This is a genomic window from Shewanella sp. SW1 (assembly GCF_025653545.1).
Lineage (GTDB): Bacteria > Pseudomonadota > Gammaproteobacteria > Enterobacterales > Shewanellaceae > Shewanella > Shewanella oncorhynchi.
On record NZ_JAKKSG010000009.1, the window covers coordinates 73,883 to 100,443 of the forward strand.

A 26,561-nucleotide genomic window follows, 5' to 3' on the forward strand; every position below is an offset into this window, starting at 1 on the left:
CGACTGCGCCGACATCTGTGACGATAATGTGAGCCATTATGTCTTTGATCCTATTACTGACCCAACAGATGTCGCTGTACTTAGTAATCGTTTACTTAGTCAGTAAAACGCCACTGTTTAAACTGTTTGCCGAAACGTCTCCTCGTCTGCCACATAAGATTTTTATGTATCTGATTTTTTCGAGTTTCTGCATCATGGCCACTTATTTTGGTGAGCAAACCTCGGGAGCGATTGCCAACACTCGTGCTATGGGCGCCGTTTTAGGCGGATTATTAGGAGGACCGGTTACTGGTTTTCTGGTGGGGCTGACTGGTGGGCTACACCGCTACAGTATGGGCGGCTTTACTGATATAGCCTGCGCCATCTCCACCACCTTAGAAGGCTTATCCGCAGGGATGATAAGCTTCTACTTAAGACGCGCAGATAAAAGTGAGCTCATCTACAATCCATTACTCGTTTGCCTAGTGACTTTTTATGCTGAAATGATGCAAATGAGCATCATACTTTTGGTCGCACGCCCCTTCGATGATGCATGGGAATTGGTACGTCAAATCGCGCCGCCCATGTTATTAGTCAATTCCGTGGGAGCGGCACTCTTTATGAGCATGATCCGTGACCAAAAAACCATGTTTGATAAACTCTCATCGAGCTTTTCGACTAAGGCATTAAAAATTGCCGAACGCAGTGTCGGATTACTATCCAAAGGATTTAACGAAGAAAGTAGTAGTCACGTCGCCCAAATCGTCATCGAAGAAACCAATGTGGGTGCAGTGGCCATCACGGACAGAGAAAAACTGTTAGCCTTTATTGGCATAGGCGCCGATCACCATCTCCCTGGTACACCGATTTCATCCAAAATCACCTTAGAAGCCATCAATCAAAATAAGGTCATGTTCGCCGATGGCGTTGAAACGCCCTATGCATGCTCTATTTCTTCTCATTGCCGTCTAGGGTCGAGTCTAGTGATCCCGCTGCGCAGTGATACCGAGGTCATTGGCACGATTAAACTCTATGAGCCTAAGAATAAACTTTTTTTGAATATCAACCGTACTTTAGGTGAAGGTATTGCCCGCCTATTATCAAACCAAATTCTTTATGGCCGGTTTGAGCAACAGCAAAATCTACTGACTCAAGCCGAACTTAAATTACTACAGGCTCAGGTCAATCCGCACTTTTTATTTAATGCACTGAATACCATTAGCGCGATTATCAAACGTGATCCTGATATGTCTAAGCAGCTACTGCAGCAGTTATCGCAATTTTTACGGATCAATTTAAAGCGAACGACAGGCTTAGTGACGCTTGGGGATGAGCTAGATCACATAGCGTCCTATCTCACCATTGAAAAAGCGCGTTTTATTGATAAATTGCAAGTCAGTATCGCGATACCTGAATCACTCTACCACTGTAAAGTCCCCGCCTTTACCCTACAGCCAATTATTGAGAATGCCGTAAAGCACGGCACTTCGCACATGATTGAGCAAGGGCAGATTAAAGTGACAGGCAAGCTCGAAAATGATGTGCTGGAGCTAGAAGTCACAGACAATGCCGGGTTGTATCAGCCCATTGAGGGCTCAGAAGGTCTAGGGATGAACTTAGTGCATAAGCGAATTCAAAATATTTTTGGCGAACAATACGGCGTGACAGTGGAGTGCGAGCCCGATCAATTGACTCGTGTCACCATAAGATTGCCCATAGAAAGCCCTGAAACATCAAATATGGATAACCGCACGTGATCACTTGTTTAATTGTCGATGATGAGCTGTTTGCTCGTGAAGAATTAGCTGACCTTTTGGGGCAAGAACACGACATCCAAATCGTCGGTCAATGCGCCAATGCTATTGAGGCATTACAGAGCATAACCAAAGAAAAACCTCAGTTAATCTTTCTTGATATCCAAATGCCACGCATTTCGGGCATGGAACTTATTGCAATGCTCGACCCCGATGACATGCCGAAAATCGTGTTTGTCACCGCCTACGACGAGTTTGCCGTCAAAGCCTTCGACAATCATGCTTTCGATTATTTACTCAAACCCATAGATGCCGACAGACTCAGTAAAACCCTCACTCGTGTGCGTAAAAATCTAACGCCTCAGGCTATGGACTCCATTACCCCAAAGAGTCTTGAACATATTCCCTGCTACAGCGGCAATAAACTCAAAGTCATTGCAATCCAAGATGTGGAATATGTGTTCAGTGACTTAAGCGGCATCCATGTGGCCAGCACGAAAGGCAAAGTCCATACCCAGTTGACCTTAAAAGTGTTCGAAGAAAAAACCCCACTGGTGCGCTGCCATCGGCAGTATTTGATTTCACCTAAGGCGATTGCTGAAATTGAGCTGTTAGATACGGGGGCTGAAGTCACCACTCATTTAGGCGATAAAGTCCCCGTATCACGCCGCTATCTTAAAAGCCTTAAACAGCTATTTGGCTTTCAATAAACACAATACCAAAGTTATCTTAGCGACGTATTTTTAGCCATAAGATGGCCAACAACACTCACCGTTAACATACAATGGTAACCACTTAAGCTCACCAATTGCCGCTCACACTGCATTTTCGACCACTCATTGAAATTACAAAGTTTTATATCAACAACTTGTTTACACTCGCCAGAACTCAAATGGGGAGATAACAAAAATGATGTGGTTCCTACTCTGTGTCGGTCTACTGATCGGCGGCTACTTTATCTACGGCGCCTTTGTCGAGAAAGTCTTCGGCATTAACGCTAATCGTCAAACACCCGCTTTCAGTCAAACTGATGGCGTCGACTTTGTGCCTATGTCTAAAGGCAAAGTCTATCTAATTCAATTATTAAACATTGCAGGCGTAGGCCCAATTTTTGGTCCTATCTTAGGTGCACTCTATGGTCCTGCAGCCATGTTGTGGATTGTGGTTGGCTGTATCTTTGCAGGTGCAGTACATGACTACTTCTCCGGTATGTTGTCAGTGCGCAATGGCGGTCAATCCGTGCCAAACCTTGCGGGTAAGTATTTAGGTAAGAGCGCCAAACACTTCATGAACGTGTTTGCTATTGTGCTGTTACTGCTCGTCGGTGTGGTCTTTATCTCTGCGCCTGCAGGCTTACTTGGCAAGCTTACTGGTTGGGATGTCAGTATCTTCGTTGGTATAATCTTCGTCTATTACCTGATTGCAACTGTGGTACCTGTCGATAAAATTATCGGTCGTCTGTACCCCTTCTTTGGCGCTTTATTGTTCTTCATGTCGTTTGGTTTAGCTTTCGCAATTATGCTATCAAGCGAGCATACCTTACTGCCTAACGTACAAGCGGGCGATTTCTTCCAAAACTTAAATCCGAACGACATGCCACTTTGGCCTGCCCTATTCATCACTATTGCCTGTGGCGCGGTATCGGGTTTCCATGCTACTCAATCACCGTTAATGGCCCGTTGCGTTGAAAACGAGACTAATGGTCGCTTCGTCTTCTTTGGCGCCATGATTGGCGAAGGCATTATCGCATTGCTTTGGTGTGCCATCGCGTTGTCTTACTTTGGCGGAGTAGAAGGGTTAAGTGCGGGTATGTCAGGTAACCCTGCCAACGTCGTCTATGAGGCATCTACCGGTCTGTTAGGCGCTATCGGTGGCTTTATGGCTATCCTAGGGGTGATTATTCTGCCGATTACCTCAGGCGATACGGCTTTCCGCTCTGCGCGTTTGATTCTGGCTGAATTTTTCAATATGCCACAAATCTCACTACCAAAGCGCTTAGTGTTAGCTCTCCCACTATTTGTTATCGGCGGCATATTGACCCAAGTAGACTTTGGTGTGATTTGGCGCTACTTCGGTGTAGCAAACCAAGCCACTGCAGTATTAATGCTGTGGACGGCTTCGGCTTACCTGCTACGACATAACAAACTACATTGGATTGCGACAATTCCAGCGATGTTTATGACCACTGTGGTTATCACCTTCCTACTGAACTCGTCAACCTTAGGTGCCGGTTTACCTATGACGGTATCAACCATAGCGGGCATAGTCACAACCTTAGTGATTACAGCACTCTTGATTGTGAAAACCAAAGGTAAAGGCGAAATTGATTTACCGGTTGAAACTGAGCTTAAAGAGACAGTCAAAGACTAGTCAAACAATTCAAATGACCAAACTAAAACAGGCGCTTTATTGCGCCTGTTTTGATCATACTGCTCCACCAATAGCAGCTATCACAGGTTTAAGCTAGCAAGGTATTCAAGCTTGACTCGATACCATTCCACACTGTATCAGGCATACAAAACTGCTATACTCCCGCCATAGCACATTGCAACATGCATAATATGAATCAATCGAATAACCCGCTCCACGGCATTAAACTGGAAACGATCATCACTTATTTAGTCGAGAAATACGGCTGGGAAGAATTAGGGGAAAGAATTAATATCCGCTGTTTTACCCACGATCCCAGCATCAAATCCAGTTTACGTTTTTTGAGAAAAACAGAGTGGGCGCGGGATAAAGTCGAATATCTTTATTTAAGAGCCAATAAATTACCCTTGCCGCCCCCCAAAGCAGACTCTAGCCAAGCGGCTAAGAAGCCTGCGGCAAAAATTGCGACGAAGAAAACCAATCAAACTCCCCCTGACAAGTCAGCTAAAAGCGATAAACCTAACACAGATGACAAAGTAAATAGCCATATTTGGGGTAACAGTTAATCTTCGCCCTCTGCAGCCATAAAACGTGAACAGCCCTCACTTAAGGGCTGTATTGTTAGAATGAATCAATAACTCATCGATTTTTCACTAATCCACACCTTTAATTTAATTGTGACTAATAGCGTTTACTAAGAGGCTGTGAGCCATGAAGAAACACTCTTTTTGGCCGAGCGACAAAAAGTGACTTCAGTTTTCAAATTGATGGCCGATAAAAGTGTAACGTCATCCAAATTTGCATGAATGGAGTGTTAAATGAACATTAATGGAATAAACAATAACGCAACTGGCTCAGGTTTCACCACCGTATCGGGCGCATATATCGCAGCGACACCAGTTGCAACAAAAACACCAACAGCGAATAGTGAGTCCGCTGGCTCACAAGATACCCAAGACACAGTCTCCATTTCTAATGCAGGCCGCGAGGCTTTATCCAACGACTTTGGGGCCCCTTTGAGAGAAAAAGCATTAGCTAAAAAAAATGAAGCTGAAGTAACTCCAAAAGAAGAACCTAAGACATTAATTGATGAACAAATAGACAAAATAAAAGAAAAAATAAAAGAATTACAAGAAATATTATCCAAGCTCAAGGGAGATGACTCAGAAGCTGCAGATCAGCAACGTAAAATGCTGCAAGAACAAATAATGTTACTTAGTGGCCAAATCGCCACCTTGTTGGATAAAAAGATGCAAGATAGTAAAAAGTCAGATTAACTGAAACAGTATTCTACTAAACTAATACAAGACCAACCGACTAACGTTAACCCACTTAGATGGGAAAGCTGAACATCAAACGCCAAATGTTCAATCCATCACCACGGCGATAGCTGAATCCAATACGATCAACACCCAACAGTTCGCCCCCAAGGGGCTTAGAAAACGCGAGGGAAAAACCGGCCTCATAACTACCAGAAACAATAGTATCTTGCTCTATCTCGCTAATAAATCTAAGTTCATTGAAATACCAATAGCCTACGGCAAAGATCCTTGGTTGCACCTGCAGATCCCACCATTGCCAGCGTGGTGCTAACCCTAAATCAACACCTGTTTGTAGTACTGCAAATTGATCCGAAAACTTACCATAGTGCTCACTGTACCCAGCAAAGCGTAATCTCGATACCCACACAGCATCCTGCCCTGCTAAGGTAAAGTCATACAAGCTACTGATCCCTGAGGCGATAATAGCAACGTTATCGTTTTTATCGAAATTAGTGCCAAAACCGATATCTAAATACCCTTCCATTCGAGTATTTTCGCTCGCCTGCCAATGATGCTCAAAACCTGGGGTAACTGTCATAGTACCTATCGACGACGGCAACTCACCTTCAGTGATATCTTTGGCTAAATAATCAAAAAAGCCAAAGGAGATAGGTAACCGTAACCAAGTTTGGCTACCGCTATCTTTCTTCAAATCAAAGCTTAACGGAATGCTAACGACGGTGGCATTTTGGTTTGCAGCGCGGTAAACGCCAGTGCCAAGATAACTACCAAAGGCGTAAACAGAATTTGGATTAGTGCTAGTTTCTATTGGATTACTACCATTAGCATTATTAGGTGCATGATTGATAGAAAAGCTGGGATCATCCGCTTGAGATGCAGATATGAATGTATTTGTAGCGGAGACACTATCGGCAAAGGTGGTAGGAATAACGCTCAGTAATACCAAGCACATTAGCGACAAGCTTAATAGCAACCGACTGAAACAATGGCTCAATTGACTTAAACCTTCCTCATTTTTAACTCAATCGGTCGACTCATCATGATGACAAAACTACTTATTTTCATCCATAAAATGATATTCAGACATCATGTGTCCAAGCTCAGTGGATTTAGTTTTTAAGTACGCTTCGTTATAACGATTTTTACCAACTTGCAGCGGTACGCGCTCAACCACTTCGATGCCAAACTCCTTCATCGCTTTCACTTTACGCGGATTATTGGTCATCAAACGCACATGCTTCACCCCTATCTGTTCCAGCATAGGCTTGATCATGTCGTATTTACGCATATCCGCTTCGAAACCGAGTTGCTCGTTGGCTTCAACCGTGTTGGCGCCTTTATCTTGCAGCTCATAGGCGCGAATTTTATTCAGCAAACCAATGCCACGGCCTTCTTGGCGTAAATAGAGGATAAAGCCACTGCCCGTTTCCGCAATATTTTGCATGGCAGCTTGTAACTGAAAACCACAGTCACAACGCAAGCTAAATAAAGCATCGCCGGTTAAACACTCGGAATGAATACGGCCCAACACAGGTTCATCCGCACTGAGAGTACCGAATGTGAGCGCAACATGCTCTTTACCTGATTCGGTATCTTCAAAACCATGCATGGCAAACACGCCCCAAGGAGTGGGTAACTTTGACGTCGCGACATATTTTATCGACATACTTAACCTTAACGACAACTCTCATTCCATGAGACGAATAAGATCCCTAGAAACAAAACGAGGATTAGGCACTTAGCCAACTAAGCGCACTATTCTAAAGTGTTTTCGAACAATCCAGAAATACTTTAGTGTTTTAATCAACTAAACCAAACATGAATGTCTTTTCGATGGGCAGCACGAAGGAATGGATTAAAACGAAGCAGTGCATTAAATACAGGAGCACAAACACGTGATCGACACTCGATCCCGTGCCAGTGACATCCAATCCCACATTAAAATTTTGCGGGAGCGTATCCAGTAACTTCCGTTAGCCCCATTTCACGGCCGATAGCCGTCATAGGGTGGATTACCACAAGCCCTTTGACAGACTTTTTCAGTTTGCCCATGTCTGCTTGTTCCGCTTTTGTCAAAGCACGATGGAAAGGCAAACCTTTAATATCTGACCCTTGCTTATTCAATAAGCGGGTTTGTTGCCCTTTCACACTGCCGATTTGCTTAGTGACCGCAGCGATTTCGCGTTTGAACTGGGCAATAATGACGTCATCGCCTCTTTGTTCAGCCGCAGCAAGTTTACGACGAAATTTATCTAATTTATCGTTAAGCTGCTGCAGTTCTTGCTTTAAATTCATTCTGTTACCTTAAATTACCTAAGTTAGCCACAGTAAAATCTTAGCCTGATTATGCTAGCGTCTGTGTCAAGGCCTGAGATTATAGCAGCAAGTTACAGATCCTCGTTACCGCTTTTATAACAAACGAATGATCTGATTGCTGCTACCGCGAAAGACAAGACTCGGATCGGCAAGACTTTGTTCAAATTTTCCGTCCACCAGCACATCAATATAAGCCAACACGGCGCGCTGTTCATCACTCAACTCATCGAGCACATAACCTGTCCACAGCCAAATATCCTTCCCCTTACACTCAGCCTTGACTCGTTTGACGAGCGTCAAAATGGCACTGAGATTGACAGGCAATAAAGGATCGCCGCCCGAAAGCGATAAACCACGGCGCACAATCCGCTGATCATTGAGATCGGCAATAATCCTATCTTCCATCGTCCAATCAAACACATGCCCAGAACGGGGATCCCACGTGCTTTGGTTGTAACAACCGCGGCACTGGTGCTCACAGCCAGAGACAAACAAGGTCGCACGGGTACCTGGGCCATTGACCACATCGATAGGGAAATATTGATGGTAATTCATTGATGGTCACTCATAGTGCATTTCATCTTTTAACACTGACACTCATCCCGTGGCACTATTTGATGCCACGTGATGCCACGGAATAAGTCTAACAGGCAGAATAAGGTAATAGTGTTACAAGTGTTTGATCCTGCGTTTTACTTCTTCTTGCTTGCCATAATTAAAGGGCCGCGCATCAGGACTGCCTAAGTAACCGCACACACGGCGCGTCACAGAAACCCGACTAGGCTCATGATTGCCACACTTAGGGCAAGTGAACCCTTTACTGGTACAACTAAATTCGCCGGTAAAGCCACAGTCATAGCATTCATCAATTGGTGTGTTCGTGCCATAGTAAGGCACGCGGCTGTAGCTATAATCCCAGACGTTTTCCAGCGCTTCGAGGTTATGCTGCATATTGGGATATTCGCCATAACAAATAAAGCCACCGTTCGCGATAGCGGGATATGGCTGTTCAAAATCAATTTTATCGTAAGGGTTAACACTTTTTTCCACATCGAGGTGGAAACTATTCGTGTAATAGCCCTTGTCCGTCACCCCTGTGACTAGGCCAAATTGCTTCGCATCCAGTTTACAAAAACGGCTGCAAAGACTCTCACTTGGCGTGCTATACAGACTAAAGCCATAACCTGTTTCGGCCTTCCACGCATCGGTAGCCGCTTTAAGATAAGCTACAATAGCAACGGCTTTTTCCCTTAATTGTGCATCATCAAATACATGGGTTTGGGTGCCATAGAGTGCATTCATGGTTTCATGCAGTCCAATGTAACCGAGTGAAATCGACGCACGGCCATTTTTAAAGATTTGCGCCACATCATCATCAGCCCGTAAACGTACACCACAGGCGCCTTCCATATAGAGGATAGGTGCAACGCGGGCTTTAACACCGTTCAGTCGCTCAATACGGGTATCCAGTGCTTTACGGGCTAATACTAGTCTGTCATCTAAAATGCGATAAAATTCAGCTTCATCGCCATTGGCTTCTAAGGCAATCCGCGGCAGGTTTAAACTGACAACTCCCAAATTATTGCGCCCTTCATGCACAAGCTCGCCATTTTCTTCATAGGTGCCTAAAAAGCTACGGCAACCCATTGGGGTTTTAAATGAACCGGTGACTTTCTCGACTTGCTCGTAGTTGAGAATGTCGGGATACATGCGCATTGTCGCGCATTTGAGCGCCATCTGTTTTACATCGTAATTGCAATCGCCCGCTTTATGATTAATACCATCACGAATCGCAAACACTAGCTTAGGGAATACTGCCGTCTTGCGATTTTTACCCAATCCCGCCATCCGCACTTTGAGCATAGATTGCTGAATTAAGCGCGATTCCCACGAAGTACCCAACCCAAACCCGAAGGTCACGAACGGTGTTTGGCCATTGGCAGTGTGTAAGGTATTGACCTCATATTCCAAAGACTGGAATGCATCGTGACATTCTTTTTCAGTTTGCGCCGTGGCGAAGGCTTTAGCGTCGGTAATCTTCCAATTCAGGGCGATTTGGTAATGCTTGTCGTAGCTCTTAGCGACAAATGGCGCTAACACTTCATCGATACGATTAATAGTTGTGCCGCCATAGATATGGCTCGCCACTTGGGCAATGATCTGTGCGGTCACTGCTGTCGCCGTTGAAATTGATTTAGGGGTTTCAATTTCGGCATTGCCCATTTTAAAGCCGTGGGTCAACATGCCAGCTAAATCAATCAGCATACAGTTAAACATCGGGAAAAATGGCGAGTAATCTAAGTCGTGGTAGTGGATCTCCCCCGCTTCATGGGCGGCGACCACATCCTTTGGCAAGATATGACTCTTGGCATAATGTTTAGCAACTATGCCCGCAAGCAAATCCCGCTGAGTAGGAATGACTTTTGAATCTTTATTAGCATTTTCATTGAGTAAAGCCGCATTGCTTTGCTCGACTAAACCACGGATTTCGAGGTTGAGTTTACTGGTCGCTTCACGGCACACATCTCTGTCGTGACGGTATTCGATATACACCCGCGCCAGGGACTTGTACGGCCCTTCCATCAGTAAATTCTCAACCGCATCCTGCAGATGGTGGATATCGACTTCAGCTAATGGCGCGACGCTCTGACTGATACACGCTGCCACTGTCGCTGCATAGTCGCCATCCTCTATTCCAACTGAGTTTGCAGCGGCATTCACTGCATCCCTTATCCTTGTTTCATCAAAAGGTGTGCGGCAACCATCACGCTTAATTACGACTGGCATTGTTCAGTTCCTCTCCATCTCGCCTAAAAATTAACACTACATCTAGTGATTTTAAAAGCACAAAACACAATATGTAGAGTATTAGGCTACAGCGACGATGAAGCGTCCATGATCCAGATCATAGTTTTTAGGAAGAAATAAAAGAACAAACCAGAACTGCAGCTAGGTCCAATTATCTGAAAATTGCGCCTTGACCTGCTGATTAAACCCAGCTAGTTGAATGCGTGACAATTTGTGTTTATCACGCACTATGGATGTGAATTAACGTTTAGCAAGCGCAAGATAACTACTGAGTTGGCCCGATGCAGATTGATGTGCCCCCATAGATGAAGCAAGTTGCATCATAGATTTTAGCCCCTGCCACTGCTGCTTTTGAGCATCCGTAAGCGGAGGTTCAGAATTCAAATAATCCGTCAATTGGCTAAGGACTTTCGTGGCCTTCTGGGCTAGCACCGGCGACTGAGCATCATCCATATTGGTTAAGACGTTCTTAGCATCAACTAAGGTATTGATAAGAGGATTATTAGGTGATTTTTTAGCTAATGACTTGATTTCATCATCTAAAAAATCTTGCAACGATTGTTTAGTCGGCGTTGTTGTGCTCGGCACTGTAATACCGTTTTTCGATAAACGCTCGAGTTGCACATCCGATAAAATGCCATCTTTTTGTAAGCGCGACACCAATGCGGGAATATCGGCGACACCAAATTGACCATCGGCAAAAAAATCCTTCGCCATCGATTGAATTTTCTGTGCGCGTTGCGCCCTTGGCGACAGCGCTATCTCATCGGTTTTACCGTTATCGGGTTTGGTAGCATCCGTCTGCGTTTTATTTGTTTCTATCGTAGTATCGGTTTTAGCCGTGCTCGTCTTTTGGCTATTGGCACCATAGGCATCGGCGATACTGGCACTGCTGCGATTAAGATTAAAGGCATTTAAAATAGAATTCATCGTCAAAAATTCGGCGTCTAAGACTCAATGACGGTTTTAAAGCAAAAACTAAGCCAATCAAGTATTAATCAGTGCAACCGCTGAGTTAATAGCATCACTATGCATAAACCAACTTATATCTAGGACTGTATATCTTCGATCAAGGCAAGACATTGCCGCCTTAGTAAATCGAGTGCCTCAGCGTCCATCTGCACTTTATCAAGCAAGGTTTGCTTCAAGGCAAGAGCTTCGTGCCTGATACCCTCTCCTTGACTTGTCAGAGTGATCAGCTTTTTCCGCTCATCTTCAACGCAGGCTAATCGCGTAATCAACCCCTTCAACTCTAACCGCTTGACGATTGGCGTTAGGGTTCCCATATCGAGTTTAGTCGCCATTGATAGCTGGGTTTGGCTGCAGCCGTTTTGACGCCACAGGGTTTGCATCACTAAATATTGAGGGAAAGTTAACTCGTATGCCTCGAGTAGAGGCCGATAAGCACGCACTAATGCATTGCTCGCAGAATATAACGCGAAACAAACATTATCGGATAAACAGAGTGGATCGCTAGAAGCTTGGCTATGAGTCTGTTTTGTAGCGTCTAGCTCAGGTTGAGGTAAGCAATTCTGCACGTTTAAGCGCCTGTCATTTAAACATAACGCTATCTTATCCGATCTGTCCCACCTCATCTAGTTTGCGCGCAAACTATTTGCATTCGATCTTAAAGCCACGTAGAGTTAACATCATTAGTTTGCGCACAAACAAAAGGTGAGTTTTTATGAAGAGTATGACTGAAACCCGTGAAATCCATCTAGCTAATCGCCCAGAAGGCATGCCTACAGCACAGAACTTTACTTTAGTAAATAAAGCGTTAGCACCGCTCGCTGATGGACAAGTGCTGATTAAAAATCTATGGATGTCGGTTGACCCTTACATGCGCGGGCGCATGGTTGATCGCAAGAGTTATGTTCCGCCCTTCGCCTTAAATCAAGTCTTAGAAGGCGGTGCGATTGGTGAAGTTATCGCGTCAAAAAACACCGAGTTCCCGGTTGGTACTAAAGTCAGCAGCATGCTAGGTTGGCGTGAACACGCAGTCACAGATACCGCAGGACTGACAGCTTTACCACTAACTACGCTTGATAATTCACATTTCCTCGGCGTACTCGGAATGCCAGGCATGACAGCTTGGACAGGACTGACTCGCATTACAGATTTAAAAGCGGGTGAGACACTGTTCGTTTCCGCAGCCTCTGGCGCAGTAGGTAGCGTAGCCTGCCAAATTGGTAAACTAATTGGTGCTCGTGTAATAGCCTCTGTCGGTTCAGATGAAAAAGCTGAATTATTAAAAAGTTATGGTGTTGATGCGGTCATCAATTACAAAACTTGTGGCAATCTCACCCAAGCGTTGACAAAAGCCGCCCCAGAAGGAATTGACGTGTATTTTGAGAACGTCGGTGGTGAGCATTTAGCCGCAGCGCTGAGCAATATGAAAGATCATGGACGTATCGCTGTTTGCGGTATGATTTCGCAATATAACAACACAACTCCAACACCTGGCCCAGACAACTTAGCCCTAATTGTAATGCGAAAACTCAAGTTAGAAGGTTTTATCGTATCCGAACATTGGGCGCATTATCCTGAGTTCACCGCAAAAATGGCTCAATGGTTAGCGGAAGGCAAAGTCAAAGCAGAACAAACAATTTATCAAGGGCTTGAACAAGCACCTGATGCTTTTATCGGTCTATTTGAAGGTAAGAATCGCGGTAAAATGTTGGTAAAACTAGCCTAAGTCACCAACAAAGCGGTATAAACATCTCAATATGAGATAGCAAATAGTCGGTATCGCGAAAGTGATACCGACTTTTGTTTATCTGGCAATCAAACGCTATCTATATAAAACTTTTGACTCTACATTTTGCCTCATCAGCCCTTCCAGAGCGCTGCTTCAATCAAGTGGGCGACTTTCTCCACCGCCGCTTCGCCGGCGGCAATCGCCTCATCAGCACGATGAAACTCCATAGTGCCGATATTTCCCACCTCTGGCACAATACAAATATCTGGTGGATCGCCCATCAACCGCGCCCGCTTATGTCTTTGCTCTAAAATACCCATAGATTGCGACATCACAGCAATCATCCCCGGATTCGATTTAGTGCCGAGTGAAAACTTATCGGTTAGGTTGCTGACATAATCTCGGCCACGGGCGAATAAATCCATAAAGCCCGTTTCTTGTCGCGCTGGCATATCCATTTCAGCTTGGACAGTCCTTTGGCTGGTCATATTCACGGGTAACACTTGGATACGCCCAGAATGATAGCCATATAAATCCACTGCAATCACCACATCAACGCCCATGGCGCGGCTGACCGAAACAGGAACAGGATTCACTACAGCACCATCGACTAACCAGCGTTCTCCTTGTCTGACCGGGGCTAAAATCCCCGGCATGGAGCAAGAGGCCCGTACCGCTTGCCGTAAATCCCCTTCAGTAAACCAAATTTCCTGACCAGAGTATAAGTCAGTCGCGACGGCTGCAAAGGGACGATTGAGATTCTCAATATTCACATCTCCTATACGTGCATGCAGCACATCGAACACCTTGTCTCCGCCGATAAGCCCGCCCTTACGCCATCGAATATCCATCAAGCCAAGCACGTCCCAACTAGAAAAACCGCGCACCCATTTTTCTAACTCGGGTAAATGATCATGGGCGTAAGCGGCCCCCACTAAAGCCCCTACCGAACATCCAGCCACTTTATCGGGCTTAATACCCATGGCAGCTAAACCATTCAATACACCTATATGTGCCCAACCTTTCGCCGCCCCACTACCCAAGGCAATACCTACCGAAGGGGTTGTTCCGTTAGCCATAAATCATTTCTCCTGTAACTCAATGCAGTACACGATAACGTAAAATCCTGCCATATCCACTGTCAATCGGTAAAAACGACACAATTAAGAGGTTGTAATACCAATGTAAATAAATACAATCAACAGAGCATAAATGGCACACTTTCTACATCAATCCGTGCATGAAGCAGAGATAATCACCGATGTGGATAGCTGAGCAAGGGCGATTAAGGCTATAATCTGCCCTTACTAAGATTTAGGGGATATACCTTTGCAATTTACCGATTTTTCTCTGGACCAGCGTCTGCTTCAAAGCATAAAACATATGGGGATCACAGAACCCACCGCCATCCAGGAACAAGCACTGCCTATCGCATTGGCAGGTAAAGATTTAATGGCGTCATCAAAAACGGGCTCAGGTAAAACCTTAGCGTTTTTGTTACCCGCATTGCAAAGAGTCATTTCTACCCGCTCACTGTCGAAACGTGATCCTAGAGTCTTGATTTTATTACCGACTCGCGAACTAGCACATCAGGTTTATAGTCAGCTTCGCCTACTTGTCGCCAACACCCAATACAAGGCCATCAGCGTACTGGGCGGTGAAAACTTTAATGACCAAGCCAAAGCCTTAGCGAAAGAACCGCATTTTATTGTCGCGACTCCAGGCCGTATCGCCGATCATTTAGAACAGAAGCACCTTTTTCTCAATGGCTTAGAGTTATTAGTCCTCGATGAAGCCGACCGCATGTTGGATTTAGGCTTTGCCCCGCAGTTAAAAGCCATCAACGATGCAGCCGATCATAAACGTCGTCAAACGCTGATGTTTTCGGCCACGTTAGATCACGATGAAATCAATGATATCGCAGCAACATTACTAAAAAATCCAGCGCATGTGGCGATTGGCGCAGCTCACTCTGAGCATAACGATATTCATCAACGTATCTTTTTATGTGACCACTTAGACCATAAAGAAGCGTTATTAGCCCGTTTGCTCAAAGATGAAACCCATAAACAAGTGATCATCTTTACTGCGACGCGCCCAGATACAGAGCGCTTAGCTGCTAAATTAACCGCGCAAGGTTTTGCAACCGCAGCACTCAGCGGTGATTTAAAGCAAGCCGCACGCAACCAAATCATGGACCAATTTTCCCGTGGCCAACAACAAGTCCTAGTGACGACCGATGTCGCCTCTCGTGGTCTGGATTTGCTCAATGTGTCCTTGGTCGTTAACTTCGACATGCCTAAATTTGCCGAAGAATACGTGCATCGTATCGGCCGTACTGGTCGTGCAGGCGCAAAAGGTGATGCGATATCGCTCGTCGGGCCAAAAGATTGGGACAACTTTAAGAAAGTCCAAGTCTTCCTCAGAAAAACCTTTGAGATCAGCACAATTCCAGGCCTCGAAGCTAAATTTAGTGGTCTAAAAAGCAAAGCTAAACAGACGCCAGTAAAACGTGTTGCTAAAGCGGAGCTTGCTAAAGGTAAGAGCAAAAGAACCAAAGCAATCACACCAGCACCGTCGCGGGATAAGCGTTTCATCACGGGCGTGGATGTCGGCGATGCTCCTATGCGTAGAAAACCTGCTGCGGCGCAATTACTGCAAGACATTGATACTGAAGAAGTTTAAAACTAATTTATGCATAAATGCCGATGGATTTAACATCAGATATTATCTCTGATACAAATCACATAGGCATGATCTAATACTGGAAATTGACATACTAAAATTATCAGTCTGTCGCCAAGCGAATCAAAAGCGCATGGTAAACGCTGATCCTCAGGTCATTTCCAGCTACAATAGCGCTATTATCGATATTTTGAAGGTGTAACATGAGAGTTTGTGGTGTTGAATTAAAAGGTGGCGAAGCCATTATCAGTTTATTGAGCTATGAAGGTGAAACCTTCAATGTGCCAGAATGCCGCAAGGTGTCTTTCACCGTTTCCCAATCTGCTACCACAGAAGCTATTCGTGAGTTTCACTTCGCTTTTCATAAGCTTATGCAAGATTATCGCGTTGATGAAGTTGTCATCATAGAACGTGAGCAAAAAGGTAAACTCGCGGGTTCAGCGACAAGCTTTAAACTTGAAGCAGCCATTCAATTAGGGGAATTACCCGTCAGTCTATTGTCTCCTGTCACTATCAAAGAGCAAAACAAGCGCAATCCACCCCAAGTTGATTTCGATAGTTTAGATCTTAAAAAAGTACAGCAGTTAGCTTTCGAAGCCGCTTATGCCCATCAAAATCGCCGAATTTTTGGCAAAGTATAAGTAATGTGATGAACTCAGGCTCCGAAGTCATTCGGAGCTAAATCCTCTATGAATCCATTAAAGTACTTAAACGGTTACAGCCTTGATATTCAGCAGCAGGTACAGCAACATCTCGATGCTGGCACATTACCCAAACTATTGCTGAAACGTCATCCTGTGATACATAGCGTTCGTAGCGATAAAGCGCTGTACGACTATACTCAGACGATTAAAAATCAATTTTTACGCCAGTCCTCACCGCTCTCAAAAGTGATATTTGATGACAAAATTAATATTAGCCATCATGCACTTGGCTTGCATTCCTACGTAGCACGAGTTCAAGGCAATAAAATCAAAGCGAAGAACGAAATTCGCATTTCTTCGCGTTTAAAGCGTGTGCCAGAACCTTTGTTGCGTATGGTCGTCGTACATGAATTAGCCCATTTAAAAGAAAAAGATCACAACAAAGCTTTCTATAATTTGTGTACCCACATGGAGCCGGATTATCACCAGTTTGAATTTGATTTGCGCTTATTATTGACTTGCATCGACGCTAACATATCCCCTTATTCTGCAGATAAAGTCGACACCTGACCTTCGTATATTTTTCGCCCAAAACTTGACTGATAATAGTTTTCATTTAGAATGTTATAGTATCTAGCGCAGCAAAATACTGTAATGACAATGACGAAACAGAATATCGACAAACTCTTAAGCAAGTGGTGTAAAAAGCAAGCTAAAAAGCTACTCAAAACACAGGTTAAATCTGTTTCAAACACAGGGAACGCTATTACATCCTCATCACATCTACGCGCGCAGACTGATAAATCTTTGACGAATAAAAAGGCTCAACGAAAGCACCTCACCCAATTACTCTCTAAGCATATTGCTCAGCAAGAATTTGCCCATAGCAATAAGTCAACACTCAAAAAACAATTAAAACTCGCAAAAGCTAAGTTTATTGCCGCAAATGATGCGACATTTCCATCGACTATTATTACTCGACTTTCTCCTTTACCCACAGAACACAGCTTTGCATTACGCCCCTTTAAAAAATCCCCCTGCGGTGGCTGTCCAGCATTAAAAGGTAAATTGTGCAAGTGCGCATTAAAAGTGATGCAAAGGCGCCACGCAAGCTGATAGGCACTATTTAGCACTGCATATTTGGTTCTCTGTTCAGTCCTTAATAAAAAACGTTATAAGCTCTTCAGCCGCACAATTTTCCTCTTCACAACCTTTTGAATGACTCGCTATAACACTTCTAACTGAAGATCCAACCTATTTTATCCCCTTATGTTTTATCGCCACGACTTCGAATCGAACAAATTTTAAGCTTTTATACTACTCGAACAGTACTCGTGATAGCAGGAAAATATCCACCATAATAAGTATTGTGGAAACAAAAATGCCGATGAAATTTTCATTTCATCGGCATTGATAAACTCTTCTAGAAAGTCAGTGCTATTGTTTATTCAAACTTTGATACTATAAATTCTATTAGCTTAGGTTTGGCTAACCTAAGTTCATTATAGCTTCACGACTCTTCACCATATTAGTGAATGTGCGTAAATCTTGATTCGCTAACTTGCTCGACATAGGAATATCGGCTTTCAACGGATCAACAGGTTTACCATTGATATGGAATTCATAATGCAAATGTGGACCAGTCGAACGACCTGTATTACCAGATAAAGCAATCACTTGACCGCGAGTTACACGTTGACCTTTACGCACTAACGCCTTAGACAAATGTAGGTAACGGGTACGGTACTTACCACCATGTTCAATCACAATATACTTACCAGCAAACTGATGGTCCGTCACTAAACTGACAATTCCATCACCAGGTGCAATAACTTTAGTCCCGATTGGCACGGAAAAATCTGTTCCATTATGGGGAGAAATACGCCCTGTGATTGGGTGTTTGCGATGGCTGTTAAAACGTGAACTCATACGCGGTTGTTTAGCTAACGGATAACGTTGGAATGCCCGAACTAAACTCTGACCTTTAGCATCATAATAACTACCATCAGAATATTGATATGCACTAATTTCAGAACGGCCACTTTTAATACTGACGCCTAAAATTTGGCTACTTCCCGTCGGTTCACCTTCAACATATTGATCATTTACCAAAACTGAGAATTTGTCGCCAGCTCGTAAATCACGGGCAAAATTCAATTTTTCTTTGAGTAAATCTTCAATTCGCTGAATATCTGCAGCGGCTAAGCCCATTTTTTGGGCTGAAACGTAGAAAGAACCTTTAATATCGCCAGTCAAAATTCGATTTTGCCAAACACCTTCAACGTTCACTTCTTCAACATTAAAACTACCGTCTTCATAACGCGTAAAAACCACTTGGCGGGCAGCGTTAAAATAAAGTTCTAATTTTTGTAACTGGCCTTCACTATCAAGCCAAAATTGCATTCTGTTACCAGGTAACAAGGTATCAAGTGCCAAAATGTTTAAATCAGCTTCTAAAACCTTATACATAGTCTGCTGATCAACACCTGCCTTGGAAAATAACCCACTTAAGGTATCACCGGAAACGATAATTCGCTCAAACTGGGGAGCATTATTAATGAGTGCAGCTTGATCTAGGACTTCAGGTTCAGAAACTTGAGGGAGAATATTTTCAATATCGAGAACAACAGGGATACGCTGAGCAGTTGGCGTAACATGGTTATTATTCGGCATCAACATCGCAGCACCCATCAACAAACTACCCATTAATAGAATGTTCTTTTGGGTCGATGATAAGTTCTGCAAACGGGTTTGCGATAAGTTGATAAAGTTGGGTTTGCCTGTTTGCAACGCTTTTCACCTTTCGTTAACTTTGCGTTCTATTTTTGACCAGTCCCTTTGAGGGAAGCCCGAATTTTTTCCAACTTATATCAAAAAAACGATTATGACAAACGCTATTTCACTCTTTTGTTGCACCATTAATGAAAAACATGCGCTAGTTGGCATTTCCAACTCACTTTGTGTGTATTATCCGAATGTTAAACACACAGGAGATACAATAAATAACACTTATAAAACAATTTGTTATTTATCGCACTCTGTGAGAATGAGCAACTAAGGCAAAACTATCGTCATTTCGCTCCCATGTGAGGTTTTATTGATGTCGATGCGGGTATTTATCTGCTCTTTCATTTCCGACACGTGCGAGATCACCCCTATCATGCGGCCAGAGGATTGCAAATCCATCAGGGTCCGAATGGCCAGTTCTAAAGAATCTTGATCTAAACTGCCAAAGCCTTCATCGATAAATAAAGTATCGAGTTTAATACCACCTGCATAGGCTTGCACTACATCAGATAGGCCTAACGCCATAGATAATGCTGCCATAAAACTTTCACCACCGCTTAAGGTGGCCACAGGACGCACTTTGGAGGTATAAGCATCTTCTACTTCTAGTTCGAGCCCAGAAGCTTTGTTGCCCTTGGCCCTATCTTCCTTACGTAGTAAACGATAACGCCCTTTGCTCACTAGGTGTAGCCTGTGGCTTGCCTCTAACAACACATCGTCAAGCAGTACGCTTAACACAAAACGTTGCAGACTGATCTTATTACCTGTATTTCCATTAGCGACATCTGCAAGGGTGCCGATAACCGCATATTCATCTTCCAAAACCTTAGCTTTTGCATCGGCAATACTCAGCTGGGTTTGGGTTTGCATCAGTAATACTGTGCGAGTGTGAAGCAACTGCCATGCCTGCTCGGCAGCGTGTAATGCTTGCTGCGCGAACTCAAACTCAGCAGCCAGCTTAATGCTATCGGGTAGTACTTTATCCTTAAGCTTAAGCGCTAACTGCTCGCACTGTGCCTTGGTCAAAGCACTGCGCTGCTGGTAAGCCTCAATTTCGCTGGCTAATGCACGCTGTTGTTCTTCATCCAGCATGGCCTCAAATAAGGCCTGTTGATCGGCAAAACCTGCTGCGACTAATTGCTGATTGAGTTGCTGCTGTGCACGCGTTTGCTGGGCTAATGCCGCCTCAGCAGCATTTTCAGCACCATTAAGTGCCGCTTTAGCCGCAACAAAAGATTGGCCAGTCTGTTGTTGGAGATCCCTAACACTAGCAATCTGTTGCTTAATTTGGCTAATACTTTGCTGATTTTGCGCGATTGCTGCAGTTAAGGCCTCAAGCGTTGCAAGCGCAGATGGAACACTTTGCTGCATGTGCGCTAACTGCCCCTGCAATATATCCACTTTAGATTGCAGTGCACTGTCGTGTGTTTGTCCTTGCTCTAGTTTTTGTTGTAGATGCGTTTCCTGTGCGTGCAACAATGCAATCTCTTGCTGTAACAGCTGTAACTGCTGATGGGCTTGCTCCGCTTGAGTGAGTGAGAAAGCGTATTGCGACAAGGTATGTGTATGTTCGCCTAAAGGAATATCAACCGCAGTGCCCAATTGGACCGCGAGATCTTGTGCTTGCTGTTGCAAGGTTTCTAACTGCGTTTGTAGCCCACGATATTCCGCTCTGGCTTTGCTCAGGATTTCTTGAGCATTCGTTTCAGCCTCTAGTGCTAATTGCAGCGCTTCATCACTTGGGAGCGGCTCTTGGCTTTGTGCTGGCTGTGGATGTGTTTGGCTACCACAAACAGGGCAAGGTTCATCTTGCTGTAATTGCCGCGCTAAAATAGCTGCCTGCCCTTGATGCCAAGTCAACAATAAGGCTTTATATGCAACCTGTGCTTGCTGATGCTGAGCACTGAGTTGTTGCCCTTTGACTTTAGCCTCAACAAGTTTTGCCTGTGTCGACGATACCCTTGCCGCCACTTGTTGCCATTGCTGATAGGTAGACAATAACTGCTGTTGCTGCTGATGCGCTTGTTGCAATGAGAGGCGAGTTTCGCTGTTGGCCTGTAGTTGCGGCAGAGCGGATTCTAATTCACGGCGTTTTTGGACTAAGGTGGTTAACTCATGTTTGCTGTTCTGAAGTTGTGTTTTCGCGCTAATGAGCTGCGTTTGCTCTTGTTCAAGGGTTTTATTAAGCCTATCCAATTCCCTGAGCTGCGGCCCTAAGGCATTCAGTTGCTGTTTAACCTGTTCCTGTTCAAGTAACGACGCTTCCAACACGGGCAAATCAGCAGCCTTAAGCTCTGCGTTATCGAAGGCTTTTTTAGCATTGATTAATGCTGTTTTCGCATATTCAAGGGCAAGACTTGCCGCCTTGGCTTCCTGCTCACGGGCCACAAACACCTCAAGCATGGGTGCCAAGTGCTGCGCCTGTTTAGCCAAATTCAGTTTATAGGTTTGCGCAGCCATGTTTTCTTGCTGTGCATCAAGCGCAGCAACCGTTTGAGTTAAGGCATCAAACTGCGCAAATTCGGCCAATAAATGCTGGGCGGCATCGCTGGTTTTTATCACCCATTGTTGCTGCTGTAATGCCTGTTCTTTCGCACTTTGGGCTGTTTCAAGTTCTGGCGTAAGCTTGGCTAATTCACAGCGAAGCTCGTCATCGGATGCTAAACCCGCACTTTGTAAGATGCCATCACGGCGGCTGCGTTGATCTTTCACTAAGGCGCGGATATCTGCAGCCTTACTTTTTAAGGAATCTTCAATACGTCGGTATATATGCGTTTGAAATAGCTGACTAAATATCAGTTCTCTGGCTTTAGAGTCTGCCATTAACAATTCGCGAAACTTTCCCTGTGGCAACACCATCACTTGGCGAAACTGCTCCACATCGAGGCCAGTTAAAGCTTCAATCTCAGCAGTTGCCTCAGAAACTTTGCTCGCAACAAGCAAACTTTCATTACCCTCGGCGTCTATCTTGTATAACTGTGCTTCGGGCTTCTGCACCGTTGAGCCGTCACCGCTTTTTTTAACCCTGTCTTGTTCTGGCACACGGCGAATACGATAACTGCTATTACCCAACTGAAAACTAAAAGTGACTTCTGTTAGCAGACTATCATCGGCCATATCGCAGCGCATCTGGCTGCCTTCACGCTCATTACCTGTGGTTTTGCCATAGAGAGCAAAGCAAATACCATCCAGCAAGGTCGTCTTACCCGCACCAGTGGGTCCATTAATCAAAAATAACGGATTAGTCCCTAAGGCCGTAAAATCAAGTTCTTGAGTCGATGCAAAGGGGCCAAAGGCTGACATGGAAAGGCTAAGTGGTCTCATGCTTGGCGCTCCTCATTGTGTAGCTTAGTTAGGAGTTCATCCATCACGGCTTGCTGTGCTTGTGTTAATGACTCGCCGGACACTTGAGAGAAAAAGTCACGGAACATGTCCATCTCGCCTTTTTTGATATGATCTCGGCTCAAGGTGACTTGTTGCTGCCCCGCCATCAGACCAGTCCGCTCTAAATGCAGCACATTAGGGTAAACAGCTCTCAATTTTCCCATAGCATCTAAAATGGCATGTTTATCAAGGAGTCTGACCATAAGGTAGTCCTCACGCTTGATATCCGTTTTACCTTGGGCGAGTAATGTGGCTAACTCCCCTTCTAAGATACGGACATCGCGTATCGACGTTAATGGCAATAAACTAATTTTAATCGGCGTTTGCGCACTAAGTTCGACTAAGGTCACCGACTTATGTTGATGTTGTTCGCTAAAGGAATACTTCAAAATCGATCCTGAGTAGCGCACATGCTCTGCACCTTTGTATTGCGGTCCGTGCAAATGCCCAAGGGCGACATAATCAAACTCAGTAAATAGCGTTGGCGATATTTTATCGGCGCCACCAATGCTCAGTGGTCGCTCAGATTCTGACTCACTGCCACCATCCAAAAAACAATGGCTTATCACCACTTTCGGCAAACCTTGGCTATCGTGCTGGCGTACTTGTTCAAGCAATAGCGTCATTGCGGCCTCATGGCTTGCCGCCTCACACTCAAAAACTTGGCGCACTGTGGCAGGTTCGGCATAGGGCAAGGGATAAAACACCACATCACCGCTTGAACTCGACAAAGTAATGGGATGAATGTCAGCACTCAAAGGGCCAATAATATGTAACCCACTTGCCGCCATTTGTTTTGCTGCAAAACCTAAGCGCTCGTGACCATCGTGGTTACCTGCAATTATAATGACTTGCAGGCCTAAATCATGCACTAAGCGGTTAAGCACATCATCTAACAGCGCAACCGCATTCGCAGGCGGAATCGATCTGTCATAAATATCCCCCGCCACAATCACGGCATCCACCTTGTGTTCATCCGCTAGAGCAATAATTTGCTCGAGCACAAAGGCTTGATCATCCAGTAGTGATTGATTGTGTAATTGACGACCTATGTGCCAGTCCGAGGTGTGGATAAATTTCATAATCGCTCTTTTAAAGAAGTGGTGGCGCTAAACCCGAGCGCACATGCCGCCCGTCGATGCAAAATAAGACTGGCAAGATAGACACTGCACTTAAATCAATCGGATTAAATATGTACACAATATTTAAAATACACACCAAAACAATAAGAAGCCTAAAAAGTGTATTAAAAATGACAGGTAATACTATTCAAAAAACTTGAAAGAGTACACCTAACTCAAAGTAGGATGAGACGTTTTAAGTCGTCATTTGGCGGATCTTTTGGGTGATATCCACCTCAGCTTAACTTTTGAGCCAAGATGGACGCCACTAAGATACACTCATGCGCAGCTTAAAGAGCTTCTATTGATGAGTGAGTTTTATAAAATGCTTAATATCAAAGAGTTTACGAAAATAAATTATATTGGCTCGCCAAAAGTTTAAAACTCATAGCAAGGGACATAGTCACCACCAATGGCTTGATAATCTTTGTACCTTTAGTGACCACGAGACGAGAACCCAAGGTTGCGCCAATCGCTTGCCCTGCCAGCATGACTAATCCTAATAACCAAATCACTTTTCCGCCCAAGGCAAAGAAGATCAGCGAAGCAATGTTAGTGGAGAAATTAAGGAGTTTTGCGTGTGCAGTTGCCTTCGCCAAACCAAACCCCGCTAGCGATACAAAGGCCAGCGCAAAAAAGCTCCCAGTACCAGGGCCAAAAAAGCCATCGTATAATCCCACGCCCAATGCTGCAGTAAAGGCAAATGCGGTAGGAGTCAGCACTTGATGTTTATCATCTTCAGAAATCTTTTTCGAAAATAAAAAGTAACAACCAATAGCCAAAATCAAAAAAGGTAACATCAACTCCAGCACTTCAGTATCGACGAGTTGAACTAGAATCGTACCCAATGCCGCACCGATAAATGCACAAATCAAGGCTAACTTAACGGATTTAAGATCAACCAGCCCTTTACGGACAAAGTACAAACTCGCAAAAAAACTGCCGCCACAGGCCTGCAGCTTATTTGTCCCTAAGGCAACCGCAGGCGGCAAGCCTGCCCACATAAGTGCAGGAATGGTCAGCAAGCCTCCGCCACCGGCGATTGAGTCAATAAAACCAGCCACCATAGCGACGGCAAAAAGTATCGCTGCGATTTGTAGAGTCAGTTCAAATTCCATGATGATTTATTATTCTTCTGATAAAAAAGAGAGTGATTGCCGAACATTAGACTGCGTTTGCCAAATAAACGCAAAGGAGTTATTGTCGGCACAGCGTGAGATAAACTCACACAAAATCCCGAGTCCTGTTCTGATTTTCCAGCAGTAGGAAATAAAATGTTTGCCGAACTACCACCCCTCAATTCTCTCCGTGCCTTCGAAGCCGCAGCACGTTTACAGAGCATGACATTAGCCAGCAAGGAGTTGCATGTCACCCATGGCGCAGTCAGCAAACAAATCAGAGTATTGGAGGATTATTTAGGTTTTGCGCTCTTTGTACGCTTACACAAAAAAGTTGGTTTAACCGATGAAGCCAAACGCTATTTACCCCATGTTCAAGCCGCTCTGCAAACATTATCTAGTGCTACAAGTGACTTGCGCCGTCAGCCCACTAAGCCGCAAACCTTAGCCATCAATGTGCTTCCAAGCTTAACCATCAATTGGCTCATTCCAAGAATGGAGCAGTTTAAATCCCGCCATCCACACTTGTATGTCGACTTATCCATTGGCGACTTTGCCGTGGATTTTAGCCAAGGTCGTTATGATATTGCGATCCGTAGTAGCACAGTTATCCCTAAGGGCGCGAATTATATCAAGCTGATGGATGAGGATTTATGCTTAGTTTGCGCGCCTTCGCTAGCGCCTAAGCTGCAAAATATCGAGGACATTAATCACGTCACGTTACTGAAACACACCACAAGACCAGAACTTTGGGAGTATTGGGCGGAAAAGGTGGGATTAACACTCACCCAAGCACAAACCTTTGGTGTCGAGCATTTTTATATGTTGAGTCAAGCGGCAGCGAGTGGCATGGGCGCAGCACTTATTCCGCGATTCTTCATCGAAGAACAACTGGCAAATGGCAGCTTAGTCATCCCCTTCAACGCCCCCTTTACCAGTCCCTATCGATATTATTTACTCACCCCAAAATCCCCAAGCCTGCCGTTAAAAGCTCAAGCTTTTATCGACTGGTTATTAGAGATTTTTGCACCCTATCGTCATTAATCTGCATTAAGCGTATCTCAGTTCAAGCGAGGCACAATAACGCTATAAGTGCCAAACGAGGCTATTGAGATCACTAACGGAGCGCAGAAAAACATCAATAAAAAACCACCCAAAAGGTGGTTTATTAGATTCAAGACTTAAAGCGTATCAGAATTAGTGATTGCAATGTTCACCGTGAACATGGTCATGGTCATCATCGTCCATAAACTCATCGTCACCGTCTTGATGTTGCATTACGCCCCAACCGTCGGTCATGCCGCCGAATTCGGCAGCAAAATCATTTAGCATGACTTCTTGTTCAACCAATGTATCGTACTCAGGCACCATATTGAGACAAACAATGATTTCCCACTTACCAAGCTCATCATTCAGATTCAGCTCAAGCTCGCCTTCCAAGTCAGAATTTGTTAATTCTTCTAACGCAGTTTCAGCATCGCGTTGGTCGTCAAAAACCAAAAAGAAATCAACATCTAACTCTTTAGTTAAATCGATTCCCGCTTCAGCCATTGCGGCCAGCATTTTACCATTGTCATCATCTGGAAATTGCATTTCTTGCTCCACTGTTTCAGG

General features: G+C 44.5%; 24 protein-coding genes. 11 read left to right on the forward strand and 13 right to left on the reverse strand.

Annotated elements, in window-relative coordinates:
• The first annotated feature begins 38 nt into the window (after positions 1-38).
• The 5 genes from L5M71_RS09870 to L5M71_RS09890 all read left to right on the forward strand — a co-directional run bounded on the left by L5M71_RS09870 (position 39) and on the right by L5M71_RS09890 (position 5,380).
• The gene (locus L5M71_RS09870) at positions 39-1,736 is read left to right on the forward strand and encodes a sensor histidine kinase (protein ID WP_028760408.1); all 1,698 of its coding nucleotides are present in this window, start codon (positions 39-41) and stop codon (positions 1,734-1,736) included.
• Positions 1,733-2,443 carry a two-component system response regulator BtsR gene (btsR, locus tag L5M71_RS09875; RefSeq protein WP_028760409.1) on the forward strand — a complete coding sequence of 237 codons (711 nt, stop codon included), beginning with the start codon at positions 1,733-1,735 and terminating at the stop codon, positions 2,441-2,443. Before L5M71_RS09870 ends, btsR begins: the two co-directional genes overlap by 4 nt.
• Positions 2,444-2,642: 199 nt before the next feature.
• Positions 2,643-4,103 carry a carbon starvation protein A gene (locus L5M71_RS09880; protein WP_219252149.1) on the forward strand — a complete coding sequence of 487 codons (1,461 nt, stop codon included), beginning with the start codon at positions 2,643-2,645 and terminating at the stop codon, positions 4,101-4,103.
• 182 nt (positions 4,104-4,285) lie between these two features.
• A complete protein-coding gene (locus L5M71_RS09885; protein WP_263205602.1) occupies positions 4,286-4,669 on the forward strand; it encodes a VF530 family protein in 384 nt (127 codons plus the stop codon).
• A 252-nt stretch (positions 4,670-4,921) separates the two neighbouring features.
• The gene (locus L5M71_RS09890; RefSeq protein WP_263205604.1) at positions 4,922-5,380 is read left to right on the forward strand and encodes a FlxA-like family protein; all 459 of its coding nucleotides are present in this window, start codon (positions 4,922-4,924) and stop codon (positions 5,378-5,380) included.
• A 55-nt stretch (positions 5,381-5,435) separates the two neighbouring features.
• Here L5M71_RS09890 and L5M71_RS09895 read toward each other — a convergent pair whose 3' ends face one another.
• The 7 genes from L5M71_RS09895 to L5M71_RS09925 all read right to left on the reverse strand — a co-directional run bounded on the left by L5M71_RS09895 (position 5,436) and on the right by L5M71_RS09925 (position 12,048).
• The gene (locus L5M71_RS09895; protein ID WP_263205606.1) at positions 5,436-6,380 is read right to left on the reverse strand and encodes a hypothetical protein; all 945 of its coding nucleotides are present in this window, start codon (positions 6,378-6,380) and stop codon (positions 5,436-5,438) included.
• 57 nt (positions 6,381-6,437) lie between these two features.
• Positions 6,438-7,052, reverse strand: coding sequence for a GTP cyclohydrolase II (gene ribA, locus L5M71_RS09900; RefSeq protein ID WP_006087423.1), 615 nt, complete (start codon positions 7,050-7,052; stop codon positions 6,438-6,440).
• A gap of 272 nt (positions 7,053-7,324) precedes the next feature.
• Positions 7,325-7,681, reverse strand: coding sequence for a YibL family ribosome-associated protein (locus L5M71_RS09905; RefSeq protein WP_028760414.1), 357 nt, complete (start codon positions 7,679-7,681; stop codon positions 7,325-7,327).
• A 114-nt stretch (positions 7,682-7,795) separates the two neighbouring features.
• Positions 7,796-8,257, reverse strand: coding sequence for an anaerobic ribonucleoside-triphosphate reductase-activating protein (gene nrdG / locus L5M71_RS09910; protein ID WP_263205609.1), 462 nt, complete (start codon positions 8,255-8,257; stop codon positions 7,796-7,798).
• 114 nt (positions 8,258-8,371) lie between these two features.
• A complete protein-coding gene (gene nrdD, locus L5M71_RS09915; protein WP_212599904.1) occupies positions 8,372-10,489 on the reverse strand; it encodes an anaerobic ribonucleoside-triphosphate reductase in 2,118 nt (705 codons plus the stop codon).
• 261 nt (positions 10,490-10,750) lie between these two features.
• Positions 10,751-11,440 (reverse strand): hypothetical protein, encoded by a 690-nt coding sequence (locus L5M71_RS09920; protein ID WP_113938822.1) that lies wholly within the window; start codon positions 11,438-11,440, stop codon positions 10,751-10,753.
• A gap of 119 nt (positions 11,441-11,559) precedes the next feature.
• Entirely contained in the window at positions 11,560-12,048 is a 489-nt protein-coding gene (locus tag L5M71_RS09925) for a MarR family winged helix-turn-helix transcriptional regulator (protein ID WP_105252906.1), read from the reverse strand.
• 146 nt (positions 12,049-12,194) lie between these two features.
• Between L5M71_RS09925 and L5M71_RS09930 the strand changes: the two genes are divergently transcribed.
• Positions 12,195-13,205, forward strand: coding sequence for an NADP-dependent oxidoreductase (locus L5M71_RS09930; protein ID WP_113938823.1), 1,011 nt, complete (start codon positions 12,195-12,197; stop codon positions 13,203-13,205).
• Between the two features lie 134 nt (positions 13,206-13,339).
• On the opposite strand, the gene rssA is transcribed toward L5M71_RS09930, so the two are convergent.
• Positions 13,340-14,287 (reverse strand): patatin-like phospholipase RssA, encoded by a 948-nt coding sequence (gene rssA / locus L5M71_RS09935; RefSeq protein ID WP_105252908.1) that lies wholly within the window; start codon positions 14,285-14,287, stop codon positions 13,340-13,342.
• A gap of 250 nt (positions 14,288-14,537) precedes the next feature.
• Here rssA and L5M71_RS09940 point away from each other — a divergent pair, with 250 nt between their 5' ends.
• The 4 genes from L5M71_RS09940 to L5M71_RS09955 all read left to right on the forward strand — a co-directional run bounded on the left by L5M71_RS09940 (position 14,538) and on the right by L5M71_RS09955 (position 17,653).
• Positions 14,538-15,893 (forward strand): DEAD/DEAH box helicase, encoded by a 1,356-nt coding sequence (locus tag L5M71_RS09940; protein ID WP_263205612.1) that lies wholly within the window; start codon positions 14,538-14,540, stop codon positions 15,891-15,893.
• Between the two features lie 203 nt (positions 15,894-16,096).
• A complete protein-coding gene (locus L5M71_RS09945) occupies positions 16,097-16,534 on the forward strand; it encodes a DUF3010 family protein (protein ID WP_028760422.1) in 438 nt (145 codons plus the stop codon).
• A 48-nt stretch (positions 16,535-16,582) separates the two neighbouring features.
• Positions 16,583-17,107, forward strand: a complete 525-nt coding sequence (locus tag L5M71_RS09950; protein ID WP_028760423.1) for a M48 family metallopeptidase — start codon at positions 16,583-16,585, stop codon at positions 17,105-17,107.
• Between the two features lie 90 nt (positions 17,108-17,197).
• Positions 17,198-17,653 (forward strand): hypothetical protein, encoded by a 456-nt coding sequence (locus L5M71_RS09955; RefSeq protein WP_317630042.1) that lies wholly within the window; start codon positions 17,198-17,200, stop codon positions 17,651-17,653.
• Positions 17,654-18,025: 372 nt separating this feature from the next.
• Here L5M71_RS09955 and L5M71_RS09960 read toward each other — a convergent pair whose 3' ends face one another.
• From L5M71_RS09960 to L5M71_RS09975, 4 genes are all read right to left on the reverse strand, one after another.
• Positions 18,026-19,327, reverse strand: coding sequence for a peptidoglycan DD-metalloendopeptidase family protein (locus tag L5M71_RS09960; RefSeq protein WP_113938827.1), 1,302 nt, complete (start codon positions 19,325-19,327; stop codon positions 18,026-18,028).
• A 264-nt stretch (positions 19,328-19,591) separates the two neighbouring features.
• Positions 19,592-22,648 carry an AAA family ATPase gene (locus L5M71_RS09965; RefSeq protein ID WP_263205616.1) on the reverse strand — a complete coding sequence of 1,019 codons (3,057 nt, stop codon included), beginning with the start codon at positions 22,646-22,648 and terminating at the stop codon, positions 19,592-19,594.
• A complete protein-coding gene (locus tag L5M71_RS09970; RefSeq protein WP_263205619.1) occupies positions 22,645-23,790 on the reverse strand; it encodes an exonuclease SbcCD subunit D in 1,146 nt (381 codons plus the stop codon). Before L5M71_RS09970 ends, L5M71_RS09965 begins: the two co-directional genes overlap by 4 nt.
• Positions 23,791-24,173: 383 nt before the next feature.
• Entirely contained in the window at positions 24,174-24,947 is a 774-nt protein-coding gene (locus L5M71_RS09975) for a TSUP family transporter (protein WP_028760428.1), read from the reverse strand.
• Positions 24,948-25,103: 156 nt separating this feature from the next.
• On the opposite strand from L5M71_RS09975, the gene L5M71_RS09980 reads away from it, so the two are divergent.
• Positions 25,104-25,991, forward strand: coding sequence for a LysR family transcriptional regulator (locus L5M71_RS09980; RefSeq protein WP_263205621.1), 888 nt, complete (start codon positions 25,104-25,106; stop codon positions 25,989-25,991).
• A gap of 153 nt (positions 25,992-26,144) precedes the next feature.
• On the opposite strand, the gene L5M71_RS09985 is transcribed toward L5M71_RS09980, so the two are convergent.
• A complete protein-coding gene (locus L5M71_RS09985) occupies positions 26,145-26,540 on the reverse strand; it encodes a ribonuclease E inhibitor RraB (RefSeq protein WP_105252914.1) in 396 nt (131 codons plus the stop codon).
• Positions 26,541-26,561: the final 21 nt, after the last annotated feature.